The following is a 15,916-nucleotide window of genomic DNA, read 5'->3' as shown; positions in this document are numbered from 1 at the left end:
GAGAGCCGCCCGTTCTTCCCGCCCCCCGACGACCGGGAGACAATGTCCAGTTGTAGTGAAACGCCTGCCTGGAAGTCCAGCCAGCGGCCTGGAATGCCCGAGTTGCACTGAGCTCGGGCCTCCCTGGTAAGTCGCGGCGCGGCGCGTCACCTACAACTCAGACGTCGAGGAGAAGGCGCTCCGGGTCCTCGATGCACTCCTTCACGCGCACGAGGAACTGGACGGCCTCGCGGCCATCGATGAGCCGGTGGTCGTAGGTGAGTGCGACATACATGATGGGGCGGATGACAATCTGCCCGTCGCGGACGACGGCGCGGTCCACGATGTTGTGCATGCCCAGGATGCCCGTCTGCGGCGGGTTGATGATGGGCGTGGACAGCATGGAACCGAAGATGCCGCCGTTGGTGATGGTGAAGGTGCCGCCCTGGAGGTCGGCCAGGCCCAGCTTGTCGTTGCGAGCCCGGGTGCCCAGGTCCGCGACGCCCTTCTCCAGCTCCGCCAGGGACAGCTTGTCCGCGTTGCGCAGGACGGGGACGACGAGGCCGCGGCTGCCGCTCACCGCCACGCCGATGTCGTAGTAGTGCTTGAAGATGACGTCTTCGCCGTCAATCTCCGCGTTGACCTGGGGAAAGGCCTTGAGGGCTTCAATCGACGCGCGGACGAAGAAGCTCATGAAGCCCAGCTTCACGCCGTGCTTCGCCTGGAACTTCTCGTTGTACTTCTTGCGCAGCGCCATCACCTCGCCCATGTCCACCTCGTTGAAGGTGGTGAGCAGGGCGGCGTTGGACTGGGCCTGGATGAGGCGCTCCGCCACGCGCTTGCGCAGGGGCGTCATGCGGACGCGCTCCTCGCGGGCGGCGTTGGGGCGGGGGCCCGAGGGCTGGGCGGGGGCGGCGGGCTGGGAAGGCGCGGCCGGGCGGTTGAGCTGACCGAGCACGTCCTCCTTGGTGATGCGGCCGGCGGTGCCGCTGCCCTTGAGCTGGGTGACGTCCAGCTTGTTGTCCTCCGCCATCTTCCGGGCGGTGGGCGTCATCCGCGCGTCCGCGCCAGCGTCGGCGGGAGCGGCGGCGACAGGGGCCGGGGCAGCAGCCGCGGCGGGAGCCGGAGCGGCGGCGGGCTTCGCGGCGGGAGCGCCGGCACCCGCCTCGATGAGGCCGAGCACGTCACCCACGCGCACCTTGTCGCCCTCCTTGAAGGCGACGCTGGCCAGGGAGCCGGCCGAGGGCGAGGGCACGTCGATGGTGACCTTGTCGGTCTCCAGGACGACGAGCGGCTCGTCCGCGGACACCGCGTCACCCTGCTTCTTGTTCCACTTGCCGACGACTGCTTCGGTGATGGACTCGCCCAGCGGGGGCACTTTCAGTTCAACGGCCATTCTTGGTCCCTCGGAAGATGGCTTCCTCGATGATGAGCTGTTGCTCGATTTCGTGAGTCTTGGGGAAGCCGGTTGCGGGGCTGGCGGCCTCCGCGCGGCCGATGTAGCCCAACTTCACCTGCTGCTGCGAGCGCGACGAAGCCAGGTCGTGCAGTCGCGGGAACATGAAGTGCCACGCGCCGGCGTTCCGGGGCTCCTCCTGCACCCAGAAGATCTCCGCGAGCTTCGGCAGCTTGCCGACCAGGTTGGCCAGCTCGTCGAAGGGGAACGGGTAGAGCTGCTCCAGCCGGACGATGGCGATGCTGTCGTCCTTGCGCTCGTCGCGCGCCTTCACCAGGTCGTAATAGACCTTGCCGCTGCAGAGCAGCAGCCGCGTCACGCCTTCCGGGGCGACCTTGTCCAGGATGACCTCCTGGAAGGAGCCCGTGGCCAGCTCGTCCAGCTTGCTGGTGGCCTCCGGCCGGCGCAGCAGGCTCTTGGGCGACATGATGACCAGGGGCTTGCGCACCGGGCGCAGCACCTGACGGCGCAGGAGGTGGAAGATCTGCGCGGGCGTGGTGGGGTAGCAGACCTGGATGTTGTCCTCGGCGGACAAATCCAGGAAGCGCTCCAGGCGAGCGCTGGAGTGCTCGGGGCCCTGGCCCTCGTAGCTGTGCGGCAAGAGCAGGGTGATGCCGCTGAGCCGGCGCCACTTGCTCTCCGCCGCCGCGATGAACTGGTCGATGATGATTTGCGCGCCGTTGGCGAAGTCACCGAACTGGGCTTCCCAGATGGTGAGGCCGTCCGGCACGTCCAGGCTGTAGCCGTACTCGAAGCCCAACACGCCCATCTCCGACAGGGCGCTGTTGACGACCTGGAAGCTGGCGCGGCCGGTGGCGAACTGCTTGAGCGGCGTGTACTCCTCGCCCGTCTGCACGTCGTGCAGCACCGCGTGGCGGTGGCTGAACGTGCCGCGCTCGCAGTCCTGACCGGACAGGCGCACCGGGTGGCCCTCGGAGAGCAGGGTGGCGTAGGCGAGCGTCTCGCCCTCGCTCCACTGCAGTTCCTCGCTGTCCAGCATGCCCAGGCGCTTCTTGATGACGGTGCGCTCCACGTCGCGGTGGACATGGAAGCCCTCGGGCACCGTGCTCAGCTGCTGGAGCGCGCCGCGCAGCTTCGCCTTGTCCACGCGGGTGGCGACCTGGGGCGCGTTCTTCACCGAGCCGCCCTGGTAGGGCTTCCACAGGCCCTCCAACGCGCTGGGCTCCTTGAACTGGCTCTCCTGCCGCGCGCGGACGAGCGCCGCGTCGAACTCCTGGAGGCAGCGCTGCTTGATGGCCTCCGAGTCCTCCGCGGAAATCCGCGACTGCTCCGCCAGCGCCTTCGCGTAGAGCGTGCGCACCGTCGGGTGCTTGCGGATGAGCTCGTACATCGCCGGCTGGGTGAAGGACGGGTCGTCACCCTCGTTGTGGCCGTAGCGCCGGTAGCAGATGAGGTCGATGACCACGTCGCTGTGGAACGTCTGCCGGTACTCGGCCGCCAGCCGCGCCACGTGGACGCACGCCTCCGGGTCATCCCCGTTCACATGGAAGATGGGGATGTCCAGCATCTGCGCGATGGCCGTCGCGTAGATGGAGGAGCGGGAGTCATGCGGGTCGGTGGTGAAGCCGACCTGGTTGTTGATGACGACGTGGATGGTGCCGCCCGTCGCGTAGCCCTTGAGGCCGGACAGGTTGAGCGTCTCCGCGACGACGCCCTGGCCCATGAAGGCCGCGTCGCCGTGGATGAGCAGGGGCATGACGCCCACGCGCTCGGTGTCCCCGCCGCGCTCCTGCTTGGCGCGCACGCGGCCCTCCACCACCGGATTGACGGCCTCCAGATGGCTGGGATTGAAGGCCAGCGACAGGTGCACGTTCTTGCCCTGGCGCGTGGTGTGGTCCGACGAGAAGCCCATGTGGTACTTCACGTCGCCGCGGCCCAGGTACGCCTTGGGGTCCTTGGGGCCGTCGAACTCGCTGAAAATCTGGCTGGGCTGCTTGCCCAGGATGTTCGTCAGCACGTTGAGGCGGCCGCGGTGGGCCATGCCGATGACGATCTCCTTCAGGCCCATGCCCGAGCCGACCTCGGCGATGGCATCCAGCATGGGGATGAGCGCCTCGCCACCGTCCAGGCTGAAGCGCTTGGCGCCCACGTACTTGGTGTGGAGGAAGTTCTCGAAGCCCTCCGCGTAGGAGAGCTTGGTGAGCAGGTGGCGCTGATCCTCCACGGTGAAGTCCGTGCGGTTCTCGCTGTGCTCCATCCGCTGCATCAGCCAGCGGCGGCGCTGGCTGTCGAGGATCTGCATCACCTCCACGCCGATGCTGCCGGTGTAGGTCCTGTGCAGGCGCGTCAGGAGGTCGCCAAGCTTCACGCGCTGCTGCGGGAAGGTGTTGCTGCTCTCCACCTCCTGCTCACGCTCGCGCGCGGAGAAGTGGCTGTCGTCCACCATGCCCACGTCCGCGACGTGCTCCAGCGCGGGGCGCGGGCGGCCGAGCGGATCCAGGTTCGCGCGCAGGTGGCCGCGCAGGCGGAAGGCGAACAGCGCCTGGTCCACCTTCGACTGCAGCTCCAGCGCCTGGGCCTGGGCCGTGCTGGCGGGAGCCACGGGGGCAGCGGCGGCGGGCGCGGGCGTCTGGGCCGCGGCCGGAGCCTTGCCATTGGCCTTGGCCGCGGGTGCGGCCGGCGTGGGGGCCTCCAGCAGCTTCGCGTTGAAGATGGGACGGCCGGCACCATCGTTTCGCTCGAACACCTCGCGCCAGCTTGAATCCACGCTGGCGGGGTCCTCGAGATAGCGGGCGTAGAGCCCCTCGATGAAGTCGATGTTGGCGCCGGAAAGGAACGTGTCCTGGAAGTTCGCCATGGCGGTGTCGTCTTTTACTGGAAGGGCGCCCCGTTGGGGGTTTTTCGCGGCATCTTTGTTGAGCCTCGGGTGGCACCCCAGGGGTATGGCCGCTTCAGGGGAGCAGGAGGATTCATGCCCCTGTTGAGCGCAGCTTCACCCTTGGAATTCCCACGGACCGAAACCCTGCTTCCTCCCCGGGATGGGAAGACCCGGACACCCGGGGACTCCCATCGCCCGTTTCGTCCCGTTTCGGGCGAAAGGAGTGCTAGACAGCCCGCTCCCCACCCCTTCCTCTCCCACGAGGCCGCCGCACATGCTGCTCCAGGGTAAGAAGCTGCTCATCACCGGGGTCCTCACTCCCCAGTCCCTCGCCTTCGGCATCGCCGAGCACGCGCTCGCGCAGGGCGCGGACATCGTCCTGACCGGCTTTGGCCGGGCCAAGTCGCTCACCGAGCGCAGCGCCAAGCGCCTCAAGGCGGGCACCGAGGTGTTGGAGCTGGACGTGACGAACCCCGCCCACTTCACGGCGCTCACGGAGTCGCTCAAGCAGCGCTGGGGCCGGGTGGACGGGGTGCTGCACAGCATCGGCTATGCCCCGGACGACGCGCTGGGCGGCAACTTCCTCAACACGCCCTGGGAGAGTGTCCAGACGGCGTTCCGCATCTCCGCGTTCTCCCTGAAGGAGCTCGCCGTGGCGTGCATGCCGCTGATGCCCCCGGGCGGCTCCATCGTCGCGCTGGACTTCGACAACCAGAACGTGGCGTGGCCCATCTACGACTGGATGGGCGTGTGCAAGGCCGCGCTGGAGTCCACCGCGCGCTACCTGGCGCGCGATTTGGGCCCCAAGGGCATCCGGGTGAACATCCTGGCCGCGGGGCCGCTGGCCACCATGGCGGCGAAGGGCATCCCCGGCTTCAAGGCGCTGGAGCAGGGCTGGGGCAAGCAGGCCCCCCTGGGCTGGAACTCCAAGGACAGCCACGACATGGTCTCCAAGACCGCGTGCGCCTTGTTGTCCGACTGGCTGCCCTCCACCACGGGCGAAATGATCCACGTGGACGGTGGCTACCACGCGATTGGCGCACCGCCGGTGGACCTCAAGGCGGACGAGGGGGCACAGCCCGCAGCATCCAAGCCGGCGAGCGAGTAGGCCGGAGGGGGCGAACCCCGAGGTCATCCGACACCTGCCCGCCCGCTGTCACGGCGGGCGGACCCCCCCGCTATCTACCGTGTGAGGCCTCACGGTAGAGTCTCCAACGTTTCGCAGGGGTATCCCGCCGCGTGGGCGAGCCTTTGCGCAGGAGCCGTGGCACCGTGAGCACCAACAGCACCAAGGTCTTGCTGGTGGACGACAGCCCGACCGTTCGGAACATCGTCAAGATCTACCTCATGAACCTCCGGGTGGAGGCGCTGGAGGCGGACGATGCGACACGCGCACTGAAAATCCTCCAGCTCGTCCCGGTGAATCTGGTCATCGCGGACATCAACATGCCGGGGATGGATGGCATCACCTTCGTCAAGGAGGTGAGGGCCAGCCGCAACGCGCAGCTGCGCACGGTGCCCATCCTGCTGTTGACGGCGGAGAAGAGCGTGGACCTGCGCCAGCGCGGCACGGAGGCGGGCGCCAACGCCTTCATCCAGAAGCCGGTGTCCCACCACGAGCTGACGGAGACCGTCCGTCAGTTCCTGTCCAAGGCCTGATGCCGTGAGCCTGCCGTCCCTGCTGCTCGTCGACGACAGCGACGCCATCCTGGCGCTCGAGCGCGCCATCCTCTCCGGCCACTACACCATCCACACGGCGAGCAACGGCCGCGAGGCGCTGGAGAAGGTGTCCCGCCTGCGGCCCGCCGCGGTGTTGCTGGACCTGTCCATGCCGGAGATGGACGGTGACGAGGTCCTCCAGCGGATGAAGTCCGACTCCGCCACGGTGGACATCCCCGTCATCATCATCTCCTCGGAGAAGTCCCGCGCGGAGGCGTGCATCGGGTTGGGGGCGGAGACGTTCCTGGCCAAGCCCTTCCGCGCCGACGAGCTCCTGCTCGCGGTGGGAGAGGCGCTGGCCAACTCGCGGCGGCGCGCGCGCACCGGCTCGCTGCTGGTGCTGCGGGTGACGGTGGGCACGCTGGAGTTCGCCATTCCCCTGGACTCGGTGCGCGAGGTGCTGCTGCACCCGGCGACGCGGCCGTTGCCCACGGCGCCTTCGTACCTGCGTGAATACGTGGAGGTGCGGGGCGAGGCGCTGTGCGTGCTGGACGTGGCGCGGCGGCTGAGCGTGGAGCACTCGATGCCGCGCGTGGAGCGCATGCTGGTGGTCATCCAGGTGGACGGGGTGGCGCTGGCGCTCGCGGTGGACACGGTGAAGGACCCGGAGGAGTACGCGGCGGCGGACATCGACCGGCGCGAGCGTGTGGGCGGCGCGGACCACGGCCCGCTGCGCGAGGGGCTCATCGGCATGTTGCGCTCGGGTGGCCACCTGCTGCCCATCCTGGACCCGCGGGTGTTCGTCGCGCGCGGCCTGCTGCGGGAGCTGCCTCGGATGGTCGAGGCCGCGGAGGCCAGGCGGAGCGCATGAGCGCAGAGCTCGACCCGCGGCTTTTGACCCGAGCGCGGGAGGTGGTGTCATCCATCACCGGCTTCCGCGACGACGCCATCGCCAACGAGGCGATGGAGCGCGTCGTGCGTGGAGAGCTGGCGCGCGGACGCTCGTCGGCGGACCTGCTGGGGGAGATGCTCTTTCCCCAGTCGACGCTGTCCGGCACGCTGGTGCGCGCGGCCCTGGTGGGGGAGACGTACTTCTTCCGCCAGCCCGAGCACTTCCGCTACCTCTCCCAGGTCGGCGTGCCCGCGGCCCTGCGCCGGGGCTCGCTGGCGCTGCGCGGCTGGAGCGCGGGCTGCGCCACGGGCGAGGAGGCGTACTCGCTGGCCGCCGCGCTGCAAGCCTCCGTGCCCCACGGCTTCCCGGTGGAGGTGCTGGGCACGGACCTGCACGAGGCCAGCCTGGAGACGGCGCGGCGTGCCTCGTACGGCACCTGGTCCCGGCGCGAGTCGGCGCCCCGCCTCTTCCCGCTCTATCTGGACGGCGTGGACCGACAGGTCACCATCCTCCCCGTCGTCCGGCGCATCACCTCCTTCGCGCAGTCCAACCTGCTGGCGCCGCTGCCCGAGCGCTTTGGCCGCTTCGACTTCATCTTCTGCCGCAACGTGCTCACCTACTTCTCCCTGTCCGCGCGGGAAGCGGCCATCGCCCTGCTGGCCCGGGCGCTCAATCCGGGCGGGTTGCTCTTCCTGGGCGCCGTGGAAGCGGACCGGGTGCCCGCGGGCATGGTTCGCGAGGGCACGCCGGAGCTCCAGACGTTCCGTCTGCTGGGGCCGGGCGAGTCCGCCTCGCCCACGCCCGTGCCCCGCTTCGTGGAGCGCGCCGCGCCGCCCGCGCCCCTCATCCGTCGTCCCATGGCCACGCCCGTGCCCGTGCGCGCGCAGGTGACGCCGCCGCCGCCGCCCGCGCGACTCCACCTGGAGGCGCTGGAGCGAATCGAAGGGGGCGACGTGGACGGTGCGTCGGCGGTGCTGGAGTCGCTGGTGCGTCAGGCGCCCGACTATCTGCCGGGCCTGCTGGAGCTGGCGCTCCTGCGCGAGCGCTCCGGGGCTCGCGAGGCGGCGGTGCCGCTGATGCGGGCTCTGCGCATGCGCGCGGAGAGACTTCCTCCGGACCAGCTCGTGGACGGGCCCGAAGCCCTTCCGGCGCGGTTCTATCAGGCGTCCGCTGACGCCTACCTCAACCTGGGGGCGCTCGAATGAAAATCCTTCCTCGGAGCATGGAGGAGGCTCAGGAGCAGGAGGCGGTGGAACTCCTGGAGCGGCGCGCGTCCCGGCTGCGTGAGCAGGCGGAGACGACCGTCGAGGAGGCGGTGCATTGGATCGCCGAGTTCCCCCTGGGCGAGGAGCGCTACGCGCTCTCCCTGGAGATGCTCCGCGCGGCGCTGCCGCTGCGCATGGTGACGCCGGTGCCGCTGTCCGCCCCCCATGTCGTCGGGGTGCTGCGCTTCCAGGGCCAGGTGCTCTCCGCGCTCAGCCTCGCGTCCATGCTGGGAGGCCATGGCTGGCGGCAGGACCCGGCGGTGCTGCTGGTGGTGGACCGAGGCGACGGCGAGCTGTGCGCGCTCGACTGTGAGGCCATTCCCCGGCCCACCACCCTGCCCATGAGCGTGGTGGAGGCCGCGCGCGTGCGCGCCGAGGGGCCGGTGATGGAGGTCTTCACCCAGGACCGCCAGCTCATCCACCTCATCGACCTCAATCGCCTGTTCACCACGCGCTCGACGGGAGGACGCAATGCCCGTTGACCCGATGCTGCAGGGGCTCGTCACGGGCTTCGCCGTGGAGGCCCAGGAAGTCATCCAGAAGGTCACCATGGACCTGCTGGAGCTGGAGCGAGAGGGCCTGGATGCGGGCGCGCTCGCCAGGCTCTACGTCCGGCTGGGCCGGCACCTGCACACCCTCAAGGGCAGTGCCTCCAGCCTGGGCCTTCAGGATTTGGGCGATATCGCCCACAAGCTGGAGGATGCGCTGGCTCCGCTGAAGGCGAGCACGCGCAAGATGCCCCGGTCCGTGGTGGACGTGCTGCTGCACGGCCTGGACCTCTTCATGCTGCGCGCCCAGGCCCACGCGGATGGGCGGGGTGACGCGCTGCCGGACCCGGCCGCCGCGCTGGCGCAGCTGGTGGCCGAAGGGCCCCCGCCCGAGACGGTGGGAGCGCTGCTGGCGGGCGCGGCCCCCGGGTCGGCCCCCGTCGAGCCCTCCGCGACGCCCGAAGAGAATGCGCTGGTGGAGGCCGCGTCGGCGCTGAATCCGCAGGACGCGGTGCCGGAGTCGGCGGACACGGGCTGGCGGGTCAGCGTGCGGCAGGTGACGTCGCTGATGCGCGAGGTGGAGCGGCTGCGCGAGGTGCGCCTGCGGGTGGAGGAGCGCGGCCGCGAGCTGGACCGCGTGGTGACGGTGCTGGCCAAGCAGGGGCTGCTGGCGGAGACGGCCGAGGCGCGCACGCTGCTGTCCGGCACGTCGCGCTCGCTGCGCACCGATGGCGAGGAGACGAGCGACATCGTCGACGCGCTGGAGGATGGCCTGAAGGCCATCACCACGCGCCCGGTGCGCACGATTCTGGACCCGCTCCAGCGCATGGTGCGAGACCTCTCGCGCCAGCTCGGCAAGGAGGCCCGGCTGTCCGTCGTGGGCTCGGAGCTGTCGCTGGACAGGCGCCTGTTGGAGAAGCTCCAGGGCGCGCTGGTGCACCTGCTGCGAAACGCGGTGGACCACGGCCTGGAGCTGCCGTCCCAACGCGAGAAGGCGGGCAAGCACCACGAGGGCGCGCTCACGCTGCGCATCGAGCAGCAGGGCAACCTGCTCTTCCTGGAGTGCTCGGACGACGGCGCGGGCATCGACGTGATTCGCGTGCGCAAGGTGGCCGAGTCGCGCGGGGTCGTCACCTCCGACGAGGCGGAGCGGCTCAACGAGAACCAGGTGCGGGACCTCATCTTCCGCCCCGGCTTCAGCACCCGCTCCGACGTGACGGACACCTCCGGCCGCGGCGTGGGCCTGGATGCGGTGCGCGCGTCGGTGGAGGGGCTGCAGGGCCGCATCGAGGTGAACAGCACGCCGGGCCAGGGCACGCGCTTCGTGATGACGCTGCCGGTGGACCTGGGCAGCTCGCCGGTGCTGGTGGTGCGCGCGCTGGAGCAGCTGGTGGGCCTGCCGATGCTGGCGGTGGAGGCCACGCAGCTGGCGCGCGCGGACTCGCTGCGCATCGGCAAGCGCAAGGCGCACCTGGAATACCAGGGGCAGTTGTTGCCGGTGGTGGACCTGGGCGCGCGGCTGGGCCTGCGGGCCCTGGCGCCTCCGGTGGAGGGACAGCCGCTGCTCATCGTCCAGAGTGGTGGCAAGCGCGTGGCGCTGGGCGTGGACGCCGTGGTGGGAGACCGGGACCTGGTCATCCGCCCGCTGCCGTCCGAGGTGCGGGATGTGCCCGCATGGCAGGGCGCGGCGACGCTGAGCCGGGGTGAGCTGTTGCTCATCTGCCGGCCGGACTGGCTGGTGACGGAGTCGGGGCAGGCCGCGGTGGCCGCGCAGCGCCGGGCGCTGGTGGTGGACGACTCGCTCACCGCGCGCGCGCTGCACCGGGCCATGCTGGAGGCGGGTGGCTTCAGCGTGCACCTGGCGGCCAGTGGCGCACGCGCCCTGGACCGGTTGGCGACGGACACGTACGACGTCGTCATCTGCGACCTGGACATGGAGGAGATGGACGGAACGCAGCTCATCGCCCGCCTGCGCGAGAAGAAGGAGACGTCGTCCTTGCCCGTCATCCTCGTCTCCGCGCACGACAGTGCCGCCGCGCGGGAGCGGGGCATGGCGGCGGGCGCGGATGGCTATCTCAGCAAGCGCGAGTGTGCCGCGGGTCGGCTCCTCGCCGAGGTGCTCGACGTGATGAGTCGCAGGGGAGGGCGCGCATGAACACCCGTCGCCCGATTCGCGTGCTGGTGGTGGACGACTCGCCCACCATGGCCAATACGCTCACGGCCCTGCTCACCGAGGACTCTCGCATCGAGGTCGTCGGTCGGGCTGGGGATGGCAACCGGGCCGTGCAGCTCGCGCGCCTGCTCCGTCCAGACGTCATCACCATGGACCTGCTGTTGCCGGGCCTGGACGGGCCGGCGGCCATCGCGGCCATCATGTCCCAGTCCCCCGCGCGGGTGCTGGTGGTGAGCGCCGTGGCGGAGCAGCGCGGCGTGGACCTGGGCTTCCAGGCGATGAGCGCCGGCGCGCTGGAGCTCATCGGCAAGCCCAACGTCACCAACGTGGAGGAGCTGCGCCGGTGGGGGCGCGACCTGGCCCACTCGGTGTGCCTCATGGCGGAGGTGCCCGTCATCTCCCGCCGCCAGCGCGCCAACTCCGTGACGCCGCCGCCCATCGGCGCGCGGGTGGACGTCTTCGGCGTGGTGGCCTCCACCGGAGGCCCGCCCGCGCTGGCGGAGCTGTTGTCCAAGCTGCCCCGGGACCTGCCGGTGCCGCTGCTCATCGCCCAGCACATCACCGTGGGCTTCACCCAGGGCATGGTGCGCTGGTTGTCCCAGGTGACGCCGCTGACGGTGGACGTGGCCCGGGACGGCGAGCGGCTGGAGCCGGGCAGGGTGTACTTCCCCCAGGATGGGCAGGACTTGCTGGTGGACTCCGCGGGCCTCGCGCGCATGCAGCGCAGCCGGGGAGGGCCCTGTCCCAACGGCGATGTGCTGCTGTCGTCGCTGGCCTCGGCGTTCGGCCGGCGCAGCGGTGGCGTGGTGCTCACCGGCATGGGCGAGGACGGCGCGCGGGGCCTGTTGGCCATCCGCAACGCCGGGGGTGTCACCTTCTCCCAGGACGAGGCCACGTCCGTCGTCTACGGCATGCCGCGCGCGGCGCTGGAGTTGCGCGCCACGGACCAGGGCGTGCCGCTGGCCTCCGTGCCGGACCTCATCCTCCAGAGCTGCATCCCTCCCAACTTCCGCTCCGGTGGGCGCGGAGAGGGCGGAGTGGGCCGATGACCTCGCCCGTGCATGCTAGTCCCGAGTCGTTCGCATTCGCCCCGCGCTCGCGCGGGCGTCGTCCCGAAGTTTTCCGGGTGGTGATGCCGTGAGCACCGAACAGACCTCGTTCACCACGCAGCTTGGCCAGCAGTTCCGTCAGTCGCTCGGACTGGCGCCGAAGCTCGTCCTCGTCACCACGCTCGTCAGCGCCACGGTGGCCGCCATCCTCACCGGCATCGCCACGCGGCGGCTGGAGAGCGACCTCATCGACAGCCACATGGGAGAGGGGCAGCTCTTGTCCCGCAGCCTGGCGGTGGCCGCCGAGCAGGGTGTGACGGCGGGTATCGCCGCGCTCCAGCCCATGCTGGACGTGTCGCGCACCAGCGAGGACATCACGTACGTCTTCCTGGCGGACGCCACCGGCAACGTCCTGGCGCACAGCCTCCCCGGCGCCTTTCCGCAAGCGCTGAAGGAGGCGACGGCGGCGCAGGGCGAGGTGAGCGCGGAGACGGGCTGGGGCGCCGTGCTGGAGGTCGAATCCGAGGGGAAGACGCTCCACGCGATGAACGTGTCGGCGCCAGTGGCCGGTGGCCGGCTGGGCGCGGTGCACGTGGGCATCTCCCGGGACCACATCGACGACCTGGTGTCCGCGCTGCGCTGGCGGATGATGGGCTTCGCGCTCCTCCTGGTCGCCCTGGGCGTGGCGGTGGCGGCGGCCTTCGGGCGCAGCATCGTCCGGCCCATGCGTGAGCTGACGGAGGTCGCCGGCCACATCGTCGAGTCCGGAGACCTCACCCGTCCCATCCAGGTGAAGAGCGGCGACGAGGTGGGCCGGCTGGCCAACTCCTTCGCGCAGATGGTGGCCCGGCTGCGCGAGGTGACGCTCAACCTCCAGCAGGCCGCGCAGGCGCTCACGCAGTCCACCGAGCACCTCAACACCTCCTCCACGGACCAGGCGCAGACCATCTCCCGTCAGGCCGCCGCGCTCCAGGAGACGCAAGTCACGGCGCAGGAAATCAAGCAGACCTCCATGCTGGCCGCGCAGAAGGCGGAGAGCGTGTTGTCCGTGGCGGAGCGCGCGGACGCGCTGGCCCGCTCGGGCGAGGCCGCGATTGAGCAGACGATGGCGGGCCTCAACGACATCCGCGTCCAGGTGGGCGAGATTGCCCAGAAGATTCTCGAGCTGGGCGAGCGCACGCAGCAGATTGGCGGCATCACCCAGACGGTGAAGGACCTGGCGGACCAGTCCAACATGCTCGCGCTCAACGCGGCGATTGAGTCGGTGCGCTCGGGGGAACACGGCAAGGGCTTCGGCGTGGTGGCGCGAGAAATCCGCGCGCTGGCGGACCAGTCCATCCAGGCGACCACGCGGGTGCGCGAGCTCCTGGACGACATCGCCAACTCGGTGACGGCCGCGGTGCGAATCACCGAGCGCGGCGCCGAGCGCATGGAGGCGGGCCTGGCCCAGGTGCGCACCAGCGGGCAGAACCTGCGCGAGCTGTCGTCCATCGTCCAGGACAACGCCGCCGCCGTCCGTCAGATTGCCGCCGCAGTGAGCCAGCAGAACGTGGGCATCAACCAAATCACCCTGGCCGTGAATGACCTCTCCAAGATGATGGATGAGACGGTGGCCCGCATCGGCTCCACGGGTGAGGCGGCCACCACGCTGCAAATCATCTCCGAGCAGCTCTCCAGCGCGGTGAAAATCTACCGCGTCGAGTAGCGCCGCCCGGCGGCACCCTGGATGCGAAGAGGCCCCGACTCCCTCACCTGGGAATCGGGGCCTCTTCATTTCCGGACGTCCGCGCGCGGGCTGCTACGCCAGCGCGGGCTCGGGCTGCACCGCAATCGCCTGGAGCTTGAGCCCCTCGCCACCCGGGTCCACGTCGTAGCGGGCGGTGCCGCCGTTCTTCAGGTCACCGAAGAGCAGCGCCTCCGCGAGGAGCTTCTTTAGCGCGTTGTCCACGAGGCGCGCCATGGGCCGGGCACCGAAGGCCGGGTCATAGCCATGCTCGGCCAGCCACGCGCGGGCGGCCGGCGTCAGCTCCAGCTTCACCTTCTTCTCATCCAGCATCTTCTGGAGGAGGCGGACTTCCTTGTCGACCACCTTGAGGATGATTTCAGGCGGCAGACCGGAGAAGAGAATCCACCCGTCCAGCCGGTTGCGGAACTCCGGCGTGAAGGTGCGCTCAATCGCCTTCTTCGCGCGCATCGCGTCGGCCGGCTTCGTCAAATCGCCGAAGCCGATGGACTTGGTGCTCATCTCCTGGGCACCCGCGTTGGTGGTGAGGATGAGGACGATGTTGCGGAAGTCGGCCTTGCGACCGTTGTTGTCCGTCAGCGTCGCGTGGTCCATCACCTGGAGCAGGATGTTGAAGAGGTCCGGGTGGGCCTTCTCGATTTCATCCAGCACCACCACTGCGTACGGATGCTTGCGCACCGCGTCCGTGAGCAGGCCGCCCTGGTCGAACCCGACGTAGCCCGGAGGCGCGCCGATGAGCCGGCTCACCGTGTGCTTCTCCGAGTACTCGCTCATGTCGTAGCGCAGGAACTCCACGCCCAACGTCTGCGCGAGCTGCTTGGCCAGTTCCGTCTTGCCCACGCCCGTGGGGCCCGAGAAGAGGAACGAACCGATGGGCTTCTCCGGCGCGCGCAGACCCGAGCGCGCCAGTTTGATGGCGCCGACCAGGTCCTTGATGGCGCTGTCCTGCCCGAAGATGACCGCCTGCAGCTCCTTCTCCAGATTCTGGAGCTGGACGCCTTCGCTGGCGGACACGCTCTTGGCGGGAATCTTCGCCATCTTCGCGACGACTGCCTCCACGTCCGCGCCGGTGACGGTGTTGGTGCGCACGCCCTCCGGCTTGAGCTTCTCCGCCGCGCCCGTCTCGTCGATGACGTCGATGGCCTTGTCCGGCAGGAACCGGTCATTGATGTGCTTGGCCGCCAGCTCCGCCGCCGCGCGAATCGCCTCCGGCGTGTACTTCACGCCGTGGTGTTCCTCGTAGCGGCTCTTCAGTCCCTCCAGGATGAGGACGGTGTCCTCGACGGAGGGCTCGGCGACCTCAATCTTCTGGAAGCGCCGCGACAGCGCGCGGTCCTTCTCGAAGGACGACTTGAACTCCTGGTACGTCGTCGAGCCGATGCAGCGCAGCTTCCCGCTCGCGAGCGCCGGCTTGAGGATGTTGGACGCATCCATGGAGCCGCCACTGGTGGCGCCCGCGCCGACAATCGTGTGGATTTCGTCGATGAAGAGGATGGCGTCCTTTTGCTCCTGGAGCGCCTTGAGCACGCCCTTGAGCCGCTCCTCGAACTGGCCGCGGAACTTGGTGCCCGCGAGCAGCGAGCCCATGTCCAGCGAGTAGACGACGGCGTTCTTCAGCGGCTCCGGGACGCGGCCCTCGTGGATGTAGAGCGCAAGCCCTTCCGCGATGGCCGTCTTGCCCACGCCCGCCTCGCCCACGTAGAGCGGGTTGTTCTTCCGGCGGCGGCTGAGCACCTGGATGGTGCGCTCCAGCTCCTTGTCGCGGCCGATGAGCGGGTCGATTCGCCCCTCCTTGGCCTCGATGTTGAGCTGGGTGGTGTACACCTCCAGCGGGTTCTTGCGCGGGGACTCTCCCTCGTCGTCGTCACCCGCGGGCGCGTTTCCGCCCGGGGCGGCCTCGGACGCATCGTCGTCGCCGGCCTCCTCGTCCTTGGAGATGCCGTGGGAGATGTAGTTGAGCAAATCCAGCCGGGTGACTCCCTCCTGCTGGAGCAGGTAGAGGGCCTGGCTCTCCTCCTCACGGAAGAGGGCCACCAGCACGTCGCCCCCGTCGATGAGCTTCTGCTCGGCGGACAGGGCGTGCATGGCGGCGCGGTGGAGCACGCGCTCCACGCCAATCGTCTGCTGCGGCTCGGCCTCCACCCCGTCCGGCAGGCGTTCGACCGTCTCCTCCAGGAAGGAGACGAGCCGCTCCTGGAGGCGCTTCACGTTGGCCCCACACGCCTTCAGGACCTCGCGCGTGCGCGAGTCCTTGGTGAGCGCGAGGAGCAGGTGTTCCAGCGTCAGGTACTCGTGGCTCATCTTCCGCGCCTCTTCCAGGGCGGTGCGGAAGCTGGCCTGCAACTCTTTGGCAATCAGCGGTCCTGCCACGG

At 69.7% G+C, this 15,916-nt stretch carries 11 protein-coding genes; 8 read left to right on the top strand and 3 right to left on the bottom strand.

Annotated features, from left to right (window positions below):
* Window positions 1-157 precede the first annotated feature (157 nt).
* Complete coding sequence (odhB, locus tag HUA74_RS32245) at window positions 158-1,375, bottom strand: 2-oxoglutarate dehydrogenase complex dihydrolipoyllysine-residue succinyltransferase (protein ID WP_174457602.1); 1,218 nt, start codon at window positions 1,373-1,375, stop codon at window positions 158-160.
* Window positions 1,365-4,253, bottom strand: a complete 2,889-nt coding sequence (locus HUA74_RS32240; RefSeq protein WP_174457601.1) for a 2-oxoglutarate dehydrogenase E1 component — start codon at window positions 4,251-4,253, stop codon at window positions 1,365-1,367. The genes odhB and HUA74_RS32240 overlap by 11 nt, the downstream gene beginning before the upstream one ends.
* Before the next feature lie 295 nt (window positions 4,254-4,548).
* Between HUA74_RS32240 and fabI the strand changes: the two genes are divergently transcribed.
* The 8 genes from fabI (at window position 4,549) to HUA74_RS32200 (ending at window position 13,505) form a co-directional block, all read left to right on the top strand.
* Window positions 4,549-5,382 (top strand): enoyl-ACP reductase FabI, encoded by an 834-nt coding sequence (fabI, locus tag HUA74_RS32235; RefSeq protein ID WP_141645697.1) that lies wholly within the window; start codon window positions 4,549-4,551, stop codon window positions 5,380-5,382.
* A 164-nt stretch (window positions 5,383-5,546) separates the two neighbouring features.
* Window positions 5,547-5,933, top strand: a complete 387-nt coding sequence (locus HUA74_RS32230) for a response regulator (RefSeq protein WP_141645696.1) — start codon at window positions 5,547-5,549, stop codon at window positions 5,931-5,933.
* 4 nt (window positions 5,934-5,937) lie between these two features.
* Entirely contained in the window at window positions 5,938-6,804 is an 867-nt protein-coding gene (locus HUA74_RS32225) for a response regulator (protein WP_141645695.1), read from the top strand.
* Window positions 6,801-8,030: a protein-glutamate O-methyltransferase CheR gene (locus HUA74_RS32220; RefSeq protein ID WP_141645694.1), complete on the top strand. Its 1,230-nt coding sequence runs from the start codon at window positions 6,801-6,803 to the stop codon at window positions 8,028-8,030. The genes HUA74_RS32225 and HUA74_RS32220 overlap by 4 nt, the downstream gene beginning before the upstream one ends.
* Entirely contained in the window at window positions 8,027-8,572 is a 546-nt protein-coding gene (locus HUA74_RS32215) for a chemotaxis protein CheW (protein ID WP_174457600.1), read from the top strand. The genes HUA74_RS32220 and HUA74_RS32215 overlap by 4 nt, the downstream gene beginning before the upstream one ends.
* Window positions 8,562-10,733: a response regulator gene (locus tag HUA74_RS32210; RefSeq protein ID WP_174457599.1), complete on the top strand. Its 2,172-nt coding sequence runs from the start codon at window positions 8,562-8,564 to the stop codon at window positions 10,731-10,733. Before HUA74_RS32215 ends, HUA74_RS32210 begins: the two co-directional genes overlap by 11 nt.
* On the top strand, window positions 10,730-11,800 hold the full coding sequence (locus HUA74_RS32205; protein ID WP_174457598.1) for a chemotaxis protein CheB: 1,071 nt from the start codon (window positions 10,730-10,732) through the stop codon (window positions 11,798-11,800). Before HUA74_RS32210 ends, HUA74_RS32205 begins: the two co-directional genes overlap by 4 nt.
* Window positions 11,801-11,888: 88 nt before the next feature.
* The gene (locus tag HUA74_RS32200) at window positions 11,889-13,505 is read left to right on the top strand and encodes a methyl-accepting chemotaxis protein (RefSeq protein WP_174457597.1); all 1,617 of its coding nucleotides are present in this window, start codon (window positions 11,889-11,891) and stop codon (window positions 13,503-13,505) included.
* 93 nt (window positions 13,506-13,598) lie between these two features.
* On the opposite strand, the gene clpA is transcribed toward HUA74_RS32200, so the two are convergent.
* On the bottom strand, window positions 13,599-15,914 hold the full coding sequence (gene clpA, locus HUA74_RS32195; RefSeq protein ID WP_174457596.1) for an ATP-dependent Clp protease ATP-binding subunit ClpA: 2,316 nt from the start codon (window positions 15,912-15,914) through the stop codon (window positions 13,599-13,601).
* Between the last annotated feature and the right edge of the window lie 2 nt (window positions 15,915-15,916).

The sequence above is a fragment of the Myxococcus sp. CA051A genome (genome assembly GCF_013336705.1).
Classification (GTDB): Bacteria; Myxococcota; Myxococcia; order Myxococcales; family Myxococcaceae; genus Myxococcus; species Myxococcus llanfairpwllgwyngyllgogerychwyrndrobwllllantysiliogogogochensis.
Note: the sequence above shows the minus strand (reverse complement) of the source record. Positions and strands in the feature narration are given on the sequence as shown.

Excerpts from the sequence above, each read along its gene's own strand:
- odhB (WP_174457602.1), bottom strand. The coding sequence starts at position 1,375 with ATGGCCGTTGAACTGAAAGTGCCCCCGCTGGGCGAGTCCATCACCGAA.
- HUA74_RS32240 (WP_174457601.1), bottom strand. The coding sequence starts at position 4,253 with ATGGCGAACTTCCAGGACACGTTCCTTTCCGGCGCCAACATCGACTTC.
- fabI (WP_141645697.1), top strand. The coding sequence starts at position 4,549 with ATGCTGCTCCAGGGTAAGAAGCTGCTCATCACCGGGGTCCTCACTCCC.
- HUA74_RS32220 (WP_141645694.1), top strand. The coding sequence starts at position 6,801 with ATGAGCGCAGAGCTCGACCCGCGGCTTTTGACCCGAGCGCGGGAGGTG.
- HUA74_RS32215 (WP_174457600.1), top strand. The coding sequence starts at position 8,027 with ATGAAAATCCTTCCTCGGAGCATGGAGGAGGCTCAGGAGCAGGAGGCG.
- HUA74_RS32210 (WP_174457599.1), top strand. The coding sequence starts at position 8,562 with ATGCCCGTTGACCCGATGCTGCAGGGGCTCGTCACGGGCTTCGCCGTG.
- HUA74_RS32205 (WP_174457598.1), top strand. The coding sequence starts at position 10,730 with ATGAACACCCGTCGCCCGATTCGCGTGCTGGTGGTGGACGACTCGCCC.